Source organism: Rahnella variigena, from assembly GCF_003610915.1.
GTDB lineage: Bacteria > Pseudomonadota > Gammaproteobacteria > Enterobacterales > Enterobacteriaceae > Rahnella > Rahnella variigena.
The window spans coordinates 4,526,099-4,540,882 of the sequence record NZ_NSDJ01000001.1 but is presented as its reverse complement, the minus strand read 5'-3'; the positions used below and the strand labels follow the sequence as shown (position 1 = coordinate 4,540,882).

The window sequence follows — 14,784 nt, the reverse complement described above, 5'->3', positions numbered from 1 at the left end:
TCCCGTTTTGGGATAATTTTTCTCCCGGTTTACTCTTCCTGTGTAGACGTTTTATTTACTCATAACTCAGGAAAGGATCCTCCATGAACAACACACAGAATCATAACGACTGGCATCAGGCAGACATCATTGCGGCATTGCGTAAACGGGGCACAACGCTGGCGGCGGTATCGCGCAGTGCGGGATTGAGTTCTTCGACGCTATCGAATGCGCTGTCGCGGTCATGGCCGAAAGGGGAGAAGGTGATTGCGCAGGCGCTGAATTTGCATCCGAGCGTGATCTGGCCGAGCCGTTATTTTGATGCGCGGGGAGAGTTGGTGGTGAAAGTCATTCGGAATTCAGCTAAATCCTGAGTGACAATGAGCTTTTTTGGAAGTTTTGCCGCAGCGATGAAAGTACAAAGTTGCTGATAAAACAGTATTCGATATTCTGCACACTGCTCTGTAAGTGAATACATTTTGTTCAGTGACTACATGAGGGCTACAATGTAGCTACACGACAAAATTGATCCGGAGGTTTTATGACTGACACTGTTGTCAGAGCTCGAGTAACTTCAGCGTCAAAGGCTGCTGCAATGGCAAACGCAAAGGCAATGGGGTTGGATCTATCGACAATCATTCGAATGGTTGTAAATAGGTTGGCTGTGAATGCTGAGCTACCCGTCGAATTGTTGCAGCCTAATGCCAAAACACTTCAGGCCATTCGGGATATGGAAAATGGAATTGGTGTTGAAAGAGTCGCAACGATTGAGGAGTTGAAGCACGATCTGGGATGGTGATATGTGCTAAGGATTGTTTATCAGACAAGATTTAAAAAGGATGCGAAAAAATACACCAACGATAAACGAGCGCAAGGAGCTATTCTGGAGACATTATCCTTGTTGCAGGCGGGTGAACCTTTACCTATTCGATATTGTGAACACCGGCTTTCAGGTGATTATGCGGGATATATGGAATGCCATGGTGCGCCAGATCTTTTACTCATTTATCAGAGAAATGACGAAGAATTGAAATTGTACCGGGTAGGGAGTCATTCTGAATTATTCTGATATCAGATGAACCCTGCGAAAAACGCCGACTTCCGTCGGCGTTTCCATTCACTCAAAAATCACTCCTTCCAGCCACCGCCCAGTGCTTTATACAAACTGATGTCCTGATTCAGTTGGGCAAGTTGTGTGGTGATCAGCGTTTGCTGAGCAGAATACAGCGAGCGCTGCGCGACCAGTACGCTCAGGTAGTTATCGACACCGCCTTTGAAGCGCATCTGCGAAAGATCATAGTTGCGCTGATTGGCGTCGGCATCCTGCTGGCGGGCCAGCAATTCGTCTTTGTAAGTCGCCTGTCCGGCTAAGCCGTCGGACACTTCTTTGAACGCCGTCTGAATCGCTTTTTCATAGTTGGCGATATCAATTTTCTTGGTGTCTTTCGCGATGTCGAGATTGGCCTGATTCACGCCGCCGTCGAAGATTGGGATATTAATCGATGGCATAAATGACCACGCACCGGTGCCGCCGTCGAACAGTTTGCTCAGGCTGCCGCTTTCGGAACCGGCGGTGCCGGTCAGCGTAATGCTCGGGAAGAACGCCGCTCGCGCTGCGCCGATATTGGCGTTAGCCGCTTTCAGCGTATGTTCCGCGGCAATAATATCAGGACGACGTGTCAGCAGATCAGACGGTAAACCGGCCGGCGTCTGCGGGAATTTCCAGTCCTGTTGCAGGGTGGCGTTCGCCAGCAAATTTTGCGGAATGGTGGTGCCGACCAGCAGCGTCAGCGCGTTCACATCCTGACGAACCTGACGCGTGTATTGCGCGATATCGGCCTGCGCTGCACGAACGGTGGTTTCGGCCTGCACCAGATCCTGCGAAGTGCTGATGCCGGAATCGTAACTGCGTTTGGTCAGCTCGTAGGATTTGTTCTGGCTGTCAGCGGTACTGATTGCCAGTTTCAGCAGATCGTTATCCGCCGCCAGACTCAGATAACCGGAAGCGACTTCAGACACCAGCGAGATTTGCGTCGCACGCTGCGTCGCTTCGGTGGCGAGGAAGGTTTCCAGCCCCTGATCGCGCAGGCTGCGCACGCGACCAAACAGGTCAACTTCATAAGATGTCACACCCAGATTGGCGCTGTATTGCTGATACGTCACCGGTCCGGTATTTTGCGTCGAATACAATCCGCCTGGCAGATGCTGGTTGGTTTCACCGGCGCTGGCGTCAAGCGTCGGCAGCAGCGCGGCGCGGTCAATCTGGAAGGCCGCGCGCGCGGTATCGACGTTTAACGCCGCGACCCGAAGGTCGCGGTTGTTAGCGAGAGACATGCCAATCAGCTGATTCATCGCCGGTTGATTGAAGAAGGCTTTCCAGCCGATATCCTGCGCAGCGCCGGTTTTGGCACCGTCCCAGTTGCTGGCGACCGGCAGCGCAGGGCGCTGATAATCAGGCTCCATCGTGCAGCCCGCCAGCAGGGTGAGTGAAAACGCGCCGATAAGCGACAGCGCGAAATGCGGTTTATTCATGGTGTGTTGCCTCAGACGCCGGAAGCGCCTTCTCTTGTTTTTTCGATTTGCGGGTGAACAAATTCACAATCGTCACGTAGAACATCGGGACGAAGAAGATCGCCAGGAAGGTCGCCGTAATCATCCCGCCGACCACGGCGGTACCGATGGAATGCTGGCTGCCCGCGCCCGCGCCGCTGGAAATGGTCAGCGGGAATACACCGAGAATAAAGGCCATCGAGGTCATGATAATTGGCCGGATACGCAGCTTGGCCGCTTCAATCGCCGCTTCCGTGACCGACATGCCTTCGTTCTCATGCAGTTCTTTGGCGAACTCGACAATCAATATGGCGTTCTTCGCCGCCAGCCCGACGGTGGTTAACAGACCGACCTGGAAGAAGACGTCATTCGACAAGCCGCGCAGCAACACGGCACCGATCGTCCCGAGGATCCCCAGCGGTACCACCAGCATGACCGAGAACGGGATCGACCAGCTCTCGTACAGTGCCGCCAGACACAGGAACACCACGATCATCGACAGGGTATAAAGTGCCGGGGTTTGTGAGCCGGAAAGCTTTTCTTCGTAGCTCAGACCGTGCCATGCCACTTTATAGCCCGGTGGCAATTTGGCCGCGATTTCCATCACCGCGTCGTTGGCATCGCCCGAGCTGTAACCCGGTGCCGGTGCGCCCATCAGTTCGACAGAAGACACGCCATTGAAACGCTCGTAACGCGGTGAGCCGTACACCCATTTGCCGCTGCCGAACGCGCTCCACGGCACCATATCGCCGCTCGAGTTACGGAAATACCAGTTGTTCAGATCTTCCGGTGTGACGCGTGAAGCCGCCTTGCCCTGGATGTAAACGCGCTTCACGCGGTTGTTGTACATGAACTGATTCACGTACGCCGAACCCCATGCCGCTGACAAGGTGTTGTTGATGTCGTCGAGGCTCAGCCCCAGCGCCTGTGCGCGTTCATCATCAATTTCCAGCTGATATTGCGGCTCATCTTCCATCCCGTTCGGACGCACGGCGGTCAGACGTTTGTCCTGCGAGGCCAGTTGCAGGAACTGGTTACGTGCCGCCATCAGGGCGTTATGCCCTTTGCCGTTGGTGTCCTGCAGGAAGAAGTCGAAGCCGGTGGCGTTACCCAGTTCCATAACGGCTGGCGGAACGAAAGCAAACACGCGGGCGTCTTTGATAGTGGCGAAATGCGCCATCGCACGACCGGCCAGCGCCTGAACTTTCTGCGCGGCGTCCGGACGTTTCGCCCAGGTTTTCAGCTGCACGAAGGCAATCCCGACGTTCTGACCACGTCCGGCGAAGCTGAAGCCGTTGGCGGTGAACACCGAAGAAACGATGCCGCCTTCCTGTTTCATCAGGTATTCACGCACGTTATCCAGCACCTGCTGGGTACGTTCCGCCGAGGCGTTGGCAGGTAGGGTGGCCTGAATCAGCATGACGCCCTGATCTTCATCCGGCAGGAAGGTGGTCGGCACGCGGGTGAACATAAAGCCGGTGGCAATCACGATCAGCAGATAGATGCACATAAACATACGACGACGGGAAATCACCGTGCCGACGGCGCTGGTATAGCGCATCGCGCCTTTGTCGAAGGTACGGTTAAACCAGCCCGCAAAGCCTTTCTGCGATTTTTCCTCGTCATTGTGTTTGATGATGGTGGCACACAGCGCGGGAGTGAAAATCAGCGCCATCAGCACGGAGAGCGCCATCGCGGACACGATAGTGATCGAGAACTGACGGTAGATGATCCCGGTCGAGCCGCCGAAGAAGGCCATCGGCACTAACACGGCGGAGAGCACCAGTGCGATACCAAACAGCGCGCCCTGGATCTGTTTCATCGATTTGATGGTGGCTTCTTTCGGCGACAACTTATCTTCCGTCATCACACGTTCGACGTTTTCCACCACCACGATGGCGTCATCCACCAGCAGGCCTATCGCCAGCACCATCCCGAACATGGTCAGGGTGTTAATGGAATACCCCGCAGCCGCCAGAATACCGAAGGTACCGAGCAGCACCACCGGCACTACCAGCGTGGTGACCAGCGTTGCGCGCAGGTTTTGCAGGAACAGCAACATCACGCAGAACACCAGCACGATGGCTTCGATCAGCGTTTTCACCACTTCTTCAATCGATGCACTGACCACTGGCGCAGTCTGGTACGGGAACTCGACTTTCACGCCAGCCGGCAGGGAATCTTCCAGCCCTGCGACGGTGGCTTTTACCGCTTTGTCGGTATCCAGCACATTTGCGCCGCTCGCCAGACGCAGGGCGATAGCGGTAGACGGGCTGCCGTTAAAGGTCGAGGAGATAGAATAACTTTCCGGCCCCAGGTCAACATTTCCGACATCACTCAGGCGCACCTGCGAGCCGTCGGCATTCACTTTCAGCAGCACGTTTTTGAACTGATTAATGCTGTCGAAACGGGTTTTACCGATAATGGTGGCGCTGAGTTTGCTGTCTTTGACCGTCGGCAGTCCGCCGAGTGAACCGGAGGACACCTGCACGTTTTGTGCTTCAATAGCGGCGCTGACATCACTTGGGATCAGCTGATATTTATACAGTTTTGCCGGATCGAGCCAGATACGCATCGCGTATTCGGAACCCAGCACCAGGAAGTCGCCGACGCCTTTGGTACGCACGATCGGATCTTCCAGTTTGGTCACCAGCAGGTTACTCAGATCCGAGTTACTCATTTTGCCATCGGTCGAAATCAGGCTGACCAGCAACATGAAGTTGGCCTGATATTTGGCAATTCGGATCCCCTGATTGACCACTTCCGTCGGTAACTGCGATTCGGCCAGAGACACTTTGTTCTGAACCTGAACCTGCGCGATATCCGGGTTAGTGCCCTGATCGAAGGTGGCAATAATGGTGGCGCTGCCGTCGCTGTTACTTTGCGATTCGATATAGCGCAGGTTATCCAGCCCGTTCAGTTGCTGTTCAATAACCTGAACCACGGTGTTCTGCGCGGTTTCCGCCGAGGCACCCGGATAGGTGACGCTGACGGAAATCGCCGGAGGCGCGATATTCGGGTACTGGTTGATCGGCAGTTTCATGATCGACAGCGCACCGGCGATCATGATGACGATGGCAACAACCCAGGCGAATATGGGGCGATTAATAAAGAAAGTAGACATTCAGCTCACCTATTGCGCGGAAGGATCGGTCATCGCGAGATTAGCCTGTTCGGCAGGGGCACTGGCTTTGCGCTCGGTGGCATTCACTTTGGCGCCCGGCCTGACGTTCTGTAATCCGTCAGTGATCACTTTGTCGCCGTCATTCAGACCCTGATTCACCAGCCAGTTACCGTTCATCATCTGACCGGTGGTGACGGAACGCTGCTCAACCGTGTTATCGGTTTTCACCACGTACACGTATGGCGCGCCTTTCACGTCATGCATGATGGCTTCCTGCGGCACCAGAATACCTTTGTCATCAATGCCTTGTTGCAGCTGGGCGTGGACAAACATGCCCGGCAGCAGTTCGTCGTGCGGGTTCGGGAACGAGGCGCGCAGGGTGACGGAACCGGTGCTTTGCGACACGGTGACTTCAGAGAATTCCAGCTTGCCCGGCAGCGCATATTTGCTGCCATCTTCCAGCGTCAGCGTGGCCTGCGCGGCGTTATCACCGGCACTTTGCAATTTGCCGGAAGCCAGCGCACGGCGCAGTCTCAGTAAATCCTGCGAGGATTCATTGACGTCGACATAGATAGGATTGAGCTGATCGATAGTGGTCAGATACGCGGTCTGGCCGCTGGTCACCAGCGCCCCTTCGGTATACAGCGAGCGGCCGATGTGGCCGGAAATCGGCGCGTACACTTTGGTGTATTGCAGATTTACGCGGGCGGTTTCGACATCTGCTGCGGCTTCGCGCTCGGCGGCGACTGCATCGTCATATTGCTGGCGGCTGACGGCTTGCGCATCGACCAGCGGTTTGTAGCGGCGGGCGGTGGCATCGGCGCTTTTCCAGGTTGCCATCGCGCGATCAAATGCGGCCTGATAGGTCGAAGGATCAATCTGATAAAGCTGCTGACCGGCTTTGACTTCACTGCCTTCAACGAACAGACGTTTTTGGATCACGCCGTTCACCTGCGGGCGGACTTCCGCGCTGCGAACCGCCGTGGTACGACCGGGCAGGCTGGTGGTCAGGGCGACGGGCTGACTGTGTAAAGTGACGACATTAACCGCAGGCACCTGTGCCGCCGGGGATGCAGAACCGGCGGAACCATCACATGCGGAAAGCAGTACGACTGTACTGACAGAAAGAAACTTCAGGCGCATAGAATTCACTCTTATTGGGGAATTGAGAATAACCATTCTCAACAAGTCCTCCACTATACGAGAGCGCCAGAGTTCGCTGTGTAAGGATATTGTCATTACCCATGAGTCGATGTTTCTAAGTATGAAGAAAATGTTGCTGTATAATCCATTGAAATTATAAGGTTTTAAACTTTTTGTGCAGTGGTAAATGGCAGGAAAGTCGTTACTTAGCAAACTAATCGATAGTTCTTAAGAATGATAACCAGTTAAATATTCTAAAAGTGAATGAATTGTTGGTGGTTAGAAAAGTGTGATGCAGATCAAACAAATTTATACATTTTAACCCGCTGCTTACCAGAAAAGGCTGAAGGATCGCGGCAACTGCCGTTACCTTAAGGGCCGAGAGCGAGCAGTTCTCACATTTGCTTGTTGCCAGCCGTTCTGAACGACGGCCAGTCGCAACCCCCGCGCCCACAGTCCGATGTGGGCTTTTTTTTGCCTGCTGCGCCAATCCGTTTTTCCCCGGCAAAACTGTGATCCCTTTCATACTCCTGACTGCTATGTCTATACAACTATACATTCTGTGACTTAACTCAATTAACGGCTTATTTTTAGCCAGCTAACTGAGGGACGACAGATGATAAAACTTGGCAGCAAGGTGCATGATCTGGGCAAGGCCCTGATGACGCCTATCTCGGTGATTGCCGCCGCCGGGATTTTCTTAGGTCTGGCGGCGGCGTTGCAGAATCCTGCCGTCACCGGTGAAGCCTTCACGCAGATGAAAACCCTGCAACTGGTGATTGGGTTTATTCGCCAGGTATCCGGCGCATTGTTCGCCAATCTTCCGCTATTTTTTGCCGTCGCCACTGCGATGGGTCTGGCCAATGCAGAGAAAGCCACAGCGGCTTTTTCCGCAGTGATCGGCTTTGTCGGGTTGCACGTCGGTGTTAACTACAGTCTGCTGGCGCAGGGGATTACGCCGGAAACCATTACGGTCGCCAAACTCATGGCCAAAGGCATGACCGAAAGCGATGCGATGATTTACGCTGCCGAGTTCACCAATACGCTGGGGATTTTCACCTACAACATGAGCGTGCTGGGCGGGGTGCTGGTCGGCTTAATCACCATGTGGCTGCACAATCGCTTTTATACGATAGTGTTACCGACGGCGATCGCGTTTTTTGGCGGACGCCGTTTCGTGCCGATCATCACCATTCTGGTGCTGCCGATTGTCGGCGTGCTGATGTCGCTGATCTGGCCAACGATTGCCATGGGGATCCAGTGGATCGGTGAACTGATCGGGCGCACCGGTGAGATCGGCACCTTTATCTATGCCACGTCGGAGCGTTTGCTGATCCCGACCGGTTTGCATCACATCATCAACGAAACCGTACGTTTCACACCCATTGGCGGCGTGACGACGGTGGATAATCAGAGCATTGTCGGCGCGCTGAATATCTTTAATGCCGCGCTGGCTAATCCCGGCATGATCCCGGACGCGGTGACGCAGCAGGCGACGCGTTTCCTGGCGCAGGGGAAAATTCCGGTGATGATGTTTGGTTTACCGGCGGCGGCGCTGGCGATGTATCACTGCGCCAGACCGGAACATAAAGGCCGTGTAAAAGCACTGATGCTGGCGGGCGGACTGGCCTCGTTTACCACCGGGATCACTGAGCCGCTGGAGTTCTGCTTTATCTTCGTTTCGCCGGTGCTGTATATCCTGCACGCCGTGCTGACCGGCCTGTCATTTGTGCTGATGCAGATGCTGCATGTGATGATCGGTAACGTACAGGGCGGGGCGATCGACTTCCTGATCTTCGGTGTTCTCGGTGGCAGCAGAACGCACTGGTGGTATCCGCTGATCCTCGGGATCATCTACGCGCCGGTTTACTACTTCAGTTTCCGCTGGGTTATCTTGCGGATGCAGATCAAAACGCCGGGGCGCGAGGATGAAAACGATGCTGAAGAACGCGCGAAGCCTGCGCAGGGAACCGGCGAGAAAACCAAAAATATCATTATCGGACTGGGCGGCGAGGGGAATATTACGGCGGTCGATTGCTGCTTTACCCGTCTGCGCGTGAAGGTCAAAGACATGGCGCAGGTGCAGGACGGGACGCTAATGAAAACCGGTGCGGCAGGCGTCAAACGCATTACCGACACGGACGTGCATGTGATTTATGGTCCGCAGGTTGAGCAGGTGGCAAATCTGGTGAAGGCAGAGCTGTCGGGTATTGCCTGAGGGCGGCTAGGCTTTGACTTTGGCATGGACGCTGAAGGCATAGTTTTTCTGGTTGTAGTACACATCAGACACTTCAAACAGCGTGTCGTCGGTGAATGAGACAATGGCATGAGAATGCAGAACCGGCTGATCGCGTGACAAATTCAGCGCGAGGCGGATTTCGTTAGAGGGCAGTTCGGCGGAAATCAGTTTGGTGCTGCCTGCTGGCTGAAAACCTTTGGAACGGATATAGGCATATTTTGAAGATGTCATGGCGGCACGCGTGATGTCCGGGAAGCGGTCGCACAGCATCCAGCACTGTTCATAGACGAAGGGTTCATCGCCTAATAAGCGCAGGCGGATCATAAAATAAACCTCGGTACCGTCCGGGATATTCAGCTCGCGGGCGATGTCTTCACTGGCTGGCATGCGCCGAAATTCCAGCACCTGATTTTCAATCCGCTGATTATTTTCCTGGGCGACTTCACTGGCGGTGAGATGGCGGTCGAGCGGGAGGATGATTTTCTGCTGCTCAGCCGGTTCGACCACAAAGGTACCACGGCCACGAAAACGCGCCACACGGCCCTGACGCACCAGATAATCGACGGCTTTTCGTGCGGTCATGCGTGACACTCCGTAGATTTCGCAGAGCGCCGCTTCGGTCGGGATGGAGTCGCCCGGTTTGATTTCGCCCGCGCTGATTTTTTCGGTCAGTTGCTGCTCAATTTGCAGGTAAAGCGGGGTGAATGAATTCTTATCTATTTTCATTAAGCCTGACCTCCGGTTCTTCACTTAAGAATAATTGTATAGTTAGCTATACAAATGAGCTAACCGCGTTGCTGATATTCTGTTCAAAATGGGTTTCAGCACACAAAAAAGAAAGGTTGCTGATATCAGCAACCTTTGTTCGTTTTCAGCCACTTCGCAGTGGCGTCTCAGGCGTTACTCAGGCAGCAGTGCGCTGGAGGTAAATCCACACGGACCGTTTTCCTGATTTTTGAACCGCCAGCAATGCTCATGGTATTTCGCCACGGTATTACGGTGCGCCACACTGATAACCGATGTCTGCGGCAACTCGCTGAGCAGCAGAGAGTAAACCTGTTGCTCGGTTTCGTCATCCAGCGCGCTGGTGGCTTCGTCGAGGAACAGCGTATCCGGCTGGATCAAGAGGGCGCGGGCGAATGACAACCGCTGTTGTTCACCCGGCGACAGGCGCTGGCTCCAGTTGGCGTAATCATCGAGGATTTCAACCGAGGCCAGATGCGGCAGGCGGCATTGTTCCAGAACCTGTTGCAGGCGTTCATCGGTATATTCGCGGCTGGCGTCAGGATAACTCAGCGCATCACGTAATGTACCAATCGGGATATAACTGCGCTGCGGCAGGAACAGATAACGCTTCCCTTCCGCCAGCGCAATATTGCCTGAACCGTAAGGCCAGATACCGGCGATGGCGCGCAGCAGGGTTGATTTACCACAGCCAGAAGGACCGGCAATCAGCACGCGCTCACCCGGCTTCATTGAAGCGGAAACGTCACAGAACAGCGGATTACCGTTCGGCAGATTCAGTGTCAGCTTGTCGAGTTGCAGGGCATGTTCACTGCTTTTACCGACGTTAATCCCGCGTGGTTGAGCATTGACCTGATCGATAGCGGCATTGAAACCGGCAAGACGGTTAACCGTGGCTTTCCAGTTGGCCAGATCGGTAAACGCATCGATAAACCAGGATAACGCGCCCTGTACCTGACCGAACGCAGAAGCGATTTGCATCAGCGCACCCATCTGAATGGCACCGGCGAAATAGCGCGGCGAGGCCACCAGAATCGGGAAGATATTGGCAAACTGTGCATAAAAGTTGGTCGCGACGTTCAGACGACGGGTGACGCGCATGATTGACCACCAGTTGGTTTTGATGGATTCAAACTTGCCGGTCAGCTGGTCGTGCTCGTTTTTCTCACCGTGATACAGGGCAATTGCATCGCTGTTTTCGCGGATACGGATCAGGCCAAAACGGAAGTTTGCCTCGAACCATTCCTGATTAAACCCGAGTTTTACCAGCGGTTTACCGATATACCAGATAATGAAGGAACCGACGGCGGCGTAAAGCAGCGCGAACCAGAGCATATAGCCCGGAATTTCAAAGTGATGCCCTGCCAGCATGAAGTTCAGCGGGCCACTGATCGACCACAAAATAAACACGAACGAGAACAGCGTCACCACGCTCGACAGCAGCCCGAGCACCAGAGAAAGTGTCCCGCTGGTCAGGGCATTCAGGTCATCTGAAATACGCTGATCGGGGTTATCCACCTGATGCTGATACTCCGTGTAATAATAGGCGTGATTGGTCAGCCACTTCTCCATATACTCTTCGGTCATCCAGCGCCGCCAGCTCATTTGTAGGCCCTGCGTCAGATAGACCCGGTAGATGGCAATCACGATAAACAGCAGCGCCAGCCAGGTAAATTTCCACAGCTGGGCTTTGAAAACCGGATAGTTTCTGTTTTGCAGCGCGTCATAGAAAACGCGGTTCCATTCGTTAAACTGCACGCTGAGGTACACGCCAGCCAGCGAAAGGATGATGATAGTGGTCAACATGCCCCAGGCTCGCCACTTTTCTTCCGAACGCCAGTAAGGCTTAATTAACTGCCAGACGGCGCCCCATTGCGCCGATTTCCCAGGTTTTTTAGTCATAATAGCCATGTGTAATCGATATGTTGTGAAGCCAATCATCCCAGAATGAGTGTCTCAGTGCGATAGGGCAATGAACCACTTGTAAGGATGTTTTTCCAGCACGAAGCTCTGTAGACCACAAAAGTAGAAGGATGTTTGATGAAAGTCGCAGTGAATTTACTGCTGGTGGCAGGATGTTTTGCCAGTGTTCAGGCGTTTGCTCAGATTGATGAACCTGATATTGATGCTGATTGCGTAAAAGCAGGCATTTATGCTGCTGCCGGAAAAGTCGCGTATCAGCAGGGCGATATGGGCAAAGCGCGGGAAATTTTCCGCAATCAGGTCGCGTGGAGCGAGTTTTGCCACAAGCCGCAGGATCAGATTGCAACGGCTTACAACAACATCGCGCTGACCTACATTAAGCAGGGCGATTATCTGAAAGCCAAAGCCTGGCTGATGCTGGCGCCTGCTGACAAAAAATCACAATACAACCTGGGTCTGATCCAGCCGGAACTTGCTGCAATGCCGCAGGCACAAAGTCCGGCGGGCGTTTACTGGCAATATGCCGGTTTTGGCAGCTGGAATATCCTGGAAGTGAAAGGCGAAGAAGCGCAGTTCAAAATCGATTTTAGCGGCTTATACATGGGACAGATGTCGTTATACTACGGCCCGAACACCGGCGAGTTTTCAGTGGTGACGGCAATTAAAGACAATCACGCGATTTACCACGAAGCCGACGATGCCTCTGCCGGTGGCGGTGAGTGCAGCGTAGACATGAATTTCGACCCGCAGAACGTGAAACTGCATACCACCGGTGACTGCGGTTTCGGCCATAACGTCCAGGCCGAAGGCGGATTTGTACGGGTAACGCAGTAAGTTTTGCTAGTTATAACTAACCCGCCTCAGGCGGGTTTTAATGTCATCGCCAGCCGGTGTAATCCGCTGACATCAACAGTTTGTTCCGCAATCCATAAACTACGATTTGCCTGCAGTTTAAGCCAGTATTCGGCCGAACTGCCTAATACTGCTGCCAGTTTCACTGCCATTTCCGGCGTCACTGCCATTTTCCCGCTCACAATACGCTGCGCAGTAGAAGGGGCAATTTGCAGGGCACGGGAAAATTCACGCACGCTGACATTCAGTTCTTCAAGCGTTTCTGCAATCAGTTCGCCGGGATGAGGGGGGTTATGCATGTTCATCAGTGATAATCCTCGTAATTGACGATGTAAGCATTTCCATCAATAAATTCAAAGGTAAGACGCCAGTTGCCAGAAACCGTTATTGACCATTCTCCCTTACGGGAACCCTGCAGGGAATGTAACAGATAGCCGGGCCGGTCAATGTCATTTATAACCTGTGCTGCGTGAAGCGTGGCAAGTCTGAGCCTGAGTTTCTTAGCATGTTCAGCGTTGATCCCGGCTGTAGAACCGGATGTGAAAAATCGACTCAGGCCTTTATGTTTGAAATCCTTAATCATTGGATGCATCCTGCATGTTGCGCCTTACGCAACAGTATAAAGGGTGTTGCGTGAGGCGCAACACCCTTTGTTATAAATGGATGATTAATTGCACCTGGTGCAAGATATCTTGAGGGTCTACGCCTGTGGCTCAACCACATAAGGGCCGAAGCAGTTATCCTCTGGATCGCTTTGGAAGAACATCAGGATCAGATTGAAGACCGGACACAGTACCCACCAGCCGCTGTATCCTGCATCGTGATTACGACGCACGGCTAATGCCAGGCTGGGAAGAAACACGAATAATGAGTAGAGCAAAGACAGTAAATACTCATCGCCAAATATCTTTGCAATAATGCTTACACCCATTGATATAAGAATATTAAATAACACGAACCACCAATATTCTCTTCTCCGGGCGCGACCAGAAAAATTAGCGTAGTTTTTTAATGCCTTTAAATACCAGTTCATAATAATCCTTTATTAATTGGATAAGGTACATCCTCTGACTGAATAGCAGAAGATATTGACCGTTTTTGGTGGGGCGGCAGGATTTTATTATGCTGTTTTTTACTATTCAATGATTTATTAATGCATTGAGAGTGAAGGGGAAAGTGATGGCAAGTTTTTTTAGAAAGTTAATTTACAACTGTATGATTTTACTTGATGCTCTGTTTCTAAGGTTTCTGAAAATAAAATAACGGCAGGGTATTTTCTGCCGTTATAATAAATCCGTTATTCGTTATCTATATTTACTGCGGCCACTTCATTTCGCCCTTCAATACTTTCGCGCTCAGTTCTAATGACGAATCATCTTTAAGCTGCGGATAATGTTTTTTCATCGCAGTGATAAGTGCCGCGGAATCTTTCGCTTTTGGTAATTCTTTTTCCAGTGTCAGCAGATACTGGCGGGTGAATTTCACCGATTCCAGCGTTTTTGGCGCACCCGTCAGGAAATGTCCCGGCACCACGACGTCCGGTTTCAGGCCGGTAATTTCATCCAGTGCTTCCACCCACTGTTTACGCGCTGTCGCAGTCTGCGTATCTGCGGTCCAGACGTGCATGTTGTCGCCATTTACCAGCACGCCGCCGACTACCGCTTTTAATGACGGGATCCACACGAACGTACGTTCTGCATCCACGCCCTGAATTTCAAATTTATGGCCTTCGAGCGTGAATTCATTGCCCTTCAGCGGCTCTGGCGTGGTGACGGATTTTGGCGCGTTGTCCTTAAGTTGTGGCCCCCAGAATGCGACTTTGCCGTCTTTAGTCGCATTAATCTGATTCACCGTTGCCTGCGTGGCTACCACTTTCGCTTCCGGGAATGCGGCGCGGATCACGTCCAGCCCGAAGTAGAAATCAGGATCTGACTGGCTGATGTACACGGTGGTCAGTTTCTTGCCGGTCGCTTTAATCATCTGCACCAGTTTTTCAGCATCATTGCGCTGGAACTGCGCGTCGATCAGTACCGCTTCTTTTTCGCCGGTGATGATTTCAGAGGACACCGGGAAAATGCTGTTTTCACCCGGGTTATACACCTCCATTTTCAGCGCGCTGGCGGCGTGAGCGGAAAGGCTGCTGCCCAGCAGGGCGGCGATCAGAGTCAGATGTTTCAGTTGCATGGGGTTTCCTCAGGGGCATTAATAATCACATTCAGTAAGTATCTAC

General features: G+C 52.9%; 14 protein-coding genes. 5 read left to right on the top strand and 9 right to left on the bottom strand.

The features are described from left to right. The first annotated feature begins 83 nt into the window (after nucleotides 1-83). From CKQ54_RS20930 to CKQ54_RS20920, 3 genes are all read left to right on the top strand, one after another. Entirely contained in the window at nucleotides 84-353 is a 270-nt protein-coding gene (locus tag CKQ54_RS20930; RefSeq protein ID WP_120163070.1) for a helix-turn-helix domain-containing protein, read from the top strand. A 167-nt stretch (nucleotides 354-520) separates the two neighbouring features. After that, nucleotides 521-778: a type II toxin-antitoxin system RelB/DinJ family antitoxin gene (locus CKQ54_RS20925; RefSeq protein ID WP_112290346.1), complete on the top strand. Its 258-nt coding sequence runs from the start codon at nucleotides 521-523 to the stop codon at nucleotides 776-778. 3 nt (nucleotides 779-781) lie between these two features. Continuing rightward, nucleotides 782-1,048: a type II toxin-antitoxin system RelE/ParE family toxin gene (locus CKQ54_RS20920; protein ID WP_112290348.1), complete on the top strand. Its 267-nt coding sequence runs from the start codon at nucleotides 782-784 to the stop codon at nucleotides 1,046-1,048. Nucleotides 1,049-1,107: 59 nt separating this feature from the next. Here CKQ54_RS20920 and CKQ54_RS20915 read toward each other — a convergent pair whose 3' ends face one another. The 3 genes from CKQ54_RS20915 to CKQ54_RS20905 are packed head-to-tail and all read right to left on the bottom strand — an operon-like array spanning nucleotide 1,108 to nucleotide 6,796. Continuing rightward, the gene (locus tag CKQ54_RS20915) at nucleotides 1,108-2,511 is read right to left on the bottom strand and encodes an efflux transporter outer membrane subunit (RefSeq protein ID WP_120163071.1); all 1,404 of its coding nucleotides are present in this window, start codon (nucleotides 2,509-2,511) and stop codon (nucleotides 1,108-1,110) included. Then, nucleotides 2,504-5,653, bottom strand: a complete 3,150-nt coding sequence (locus tag CKQ54_RS20910; protein ID WP_120163072.1) for an efflux RND transporter permease subunit — start codon at nucleotides 5,651-5,653, stop codon at nucleotides 2,504-2,506. Before CKQ54_RS20910 ends, CKQ54_RS20915 begins: the two co-directional genes overlap by 8 nt. Nucleotides 5,654-5,662: 9 nt before the next feature. After that, nucleotides 5,663-6,796, bottom strand: a complete 1,134-nt coding sequence (locus CKQ54_RS20905; protein ID WP_120163073.1) for an efflux RND transporter periplasmic adaptor subunit — start codon at nucleotides 6,794-6,796, stop codon at nucleotides 5,663-5,665. 616 nt (nucleotides 6,797-7,412) lie between these two features. Here CKQ54_RS20905 and CKQ54_RS20900 point away from each other — a divergent pair. Next, a complete protein-coding gene (locus CKQ54_RS20900; RefSeq protein WP_120163074.1) occupies nucleotides 7,413-9,014 on the top strand; it encodes a PTS transporter subunit EIIC in 1,602 nt (533 codons plus the stop codon). A gap of 6 nt (nucleotides 9,015-9,020) precedes the next feature. Here the strand turns inward: CKQ54_RS20900 and CKQ54_RS20895 are convergent, their stop codons facing one another. Next, nucleotides 9,021-9,761, bottom strand: coding sequence for a GntR family transcriptional regulator (locus tag CKQ54_RS20895; protein WP_120163075.1), 741 nt, complete (start codon nucleotides 9,759-9,761; stop codon nucleotides 9,021-9,023). 174 nt (nucleotides 9,762-9,935) lie between these two features. Continuing rightward, complete coding sequence (locus CKQ54_RS20890; protein ID WP_120163076.1) at nucleotides 9,936-11,690, bottom strand: ABC transporter ATP-binding protein/permease; 1,755 nt, start codon at nucleotides 11,688-11,690, stop codon at nucleotides 9,936-9,938. A gap of 129 nt (nucleotides 11,691-11,819) precedes the next feature. Between CKQ54_RS20890 and CKQ54_RS20885 the strand changes: the two genes are divergently transcribed. Next, a complete protein-coding gene (locus CKQ54_RS20885; RefSeq protein ID WP_120163077.1) occupies nucleotides 11,820-12,536 on the top strand; it encodes a tetratricopeptide repeat protein in 717 nt (238 codons plus the stop codon). A gap of 26 nt (nucleotides 12,537-12,562) precedes the next feature. Here the strand turns inward: CKQ54_RS20885 and CKQ54_RS20880 are convergent, their stop codons facing one another. The 4 genes from CKQ54_RS20880 to CKQ54_RS20865 all read right to left on the bottom strand — a co-directional run bounded on the left by CKQ54_RS20880 (nucleotide 12,563) and on the right by CKQ54_RS20865 (nucleotide 14,738). Further along, entirely contained in the window at nucleotides 12,563-12,859 is a 297-nt protein-coding gene (locus CKQ54_RS20880) for a HigA family addiction module antitoxin (protein ID WP_112291957.1), read from the bottom strand. After that, entirely contained in the window at nucleotides 12,859-13,137 is a 279-nt protein-coding gene (locus CKQ54_RS20875; protein ID WP_112291959.1) for a type II toxin-antitoxin system RelE/ParE family toxin, read from the bottom strand. Before CKQ54_RS20875 ends, CKQ54_RS20880 begins: the two co-directional genes overlap by 1 nt. A gap of 117 nt (nucleotides 13,138-13,254) precedes the next feature. Next, entirely contained in the window at nucleotides 13,255-13,587 is a 333-nt protein-coding gene (locus CKQ54_RS20870) for a DUF805 domain-containing protein (protein ID WP_120163078.1), read from the bottom strand. Between the two features lie 281 nt (nucleotides 13,588-13,868). Next, on the bottom strand, nucleotides 13,869-14,738 hold the full coding sequence (locus CKQ54_RS20865) for an MBL fold metallo-hydrolase (RefSeq protein ID WP_120163079.1): 870 nt from the start codon (nucleotides 14,736-14,738) through the stop codon (nucleotides 13,869-13,871). Nucleotides 14,739-14,784 lie beyond the last annotated feature (46 nt).